The sequence below is a fragment of the Streptococcus parasanguinis genome (assembly GCF_001578955.1).
In the GTDB taxonomy this organism is placed as follows: domain Bacteria; phylum Bacillota; class Bacilli; order Lactobacillales; family Streptococcaceae; genus Streptococcus; species Streptococcus parasanguinis_U.
Map to the genome: position 1 here is coordinate 571423 of NZ_KQ969689.1, position 732 is coordinate 572154.

At 49.2% G+C, this 732-nt stretch carries 1 protein-coding gene; it reads left to right on the forward strand.

All coding sequences use genetic code 11. From position 1 onward, the window contains the following. Positions 1–732, forward strand: a 732-nt coding sequence (locus tag SPADD19_RS02635) for a M42 family metallopeptidase (protein ID WP_241496430.1), incomplete at both ends; no start/stop codon positions are given.

Sequence of the window (732 nt, forward strand, 5' to 3'; positions counted from 1 at the left end):
GGGTACGAAGTAACTCGGACTGCTAAGGGCGGCGTGAATGTAACCGTGCCTGGTGTGATCACAGACAAACAACGCTATGTCACAGCCCATGTGGATACCTTGGGGGCTATTGTCCGCGCGGTGAAACCAGATGGCCGTCTCAAGTTGGACCGTATCGGTGGTTTCCCATGGAATATGATTGAAGGGGAAAATTGTACGGTCCATGTAGCCAATACAGGAAAGACCCATTCGGGGACGATTTTGGTCCATCAGACTTCTTGCCATGTCTACAAGGATGCGGGAACTGTAGAGCGGACCCAGGACAATATGGAAGTCCGTCTGGATGAAAAAGTGACCAATGAAAAAGAAACCCGTGCCCTTGGCATTGAAGTGGGTGATTTTGTCAGCTTTGATCCCCGGACCATTGTGACAGACACCGGCTTTATCAAATCTCGTCACTTAGATGACAAGGTGAGTGCGGCTATTCTCTTGAATCTTCTGCGCGTGTACAAGGAAGAACAGATCCAATTGCCAGTAACGACCACCTTTGCCTTTTCAGTCTTTGAAGAAGTGGGGCATGGGGCTAATTCTAGTATTCCGGCTGAAGTGGTCGAATACTTGGCAGTGGATATGGGGGCTATGGGAGATGACCAAGCAACGGATGAATACACGGTATCCATCTGTGTCAAAGACGCTTCAGGACCCTATCACTACGAATTCCGTCAGCATTTAGTAGCCTTGGCAAAAGCTCAA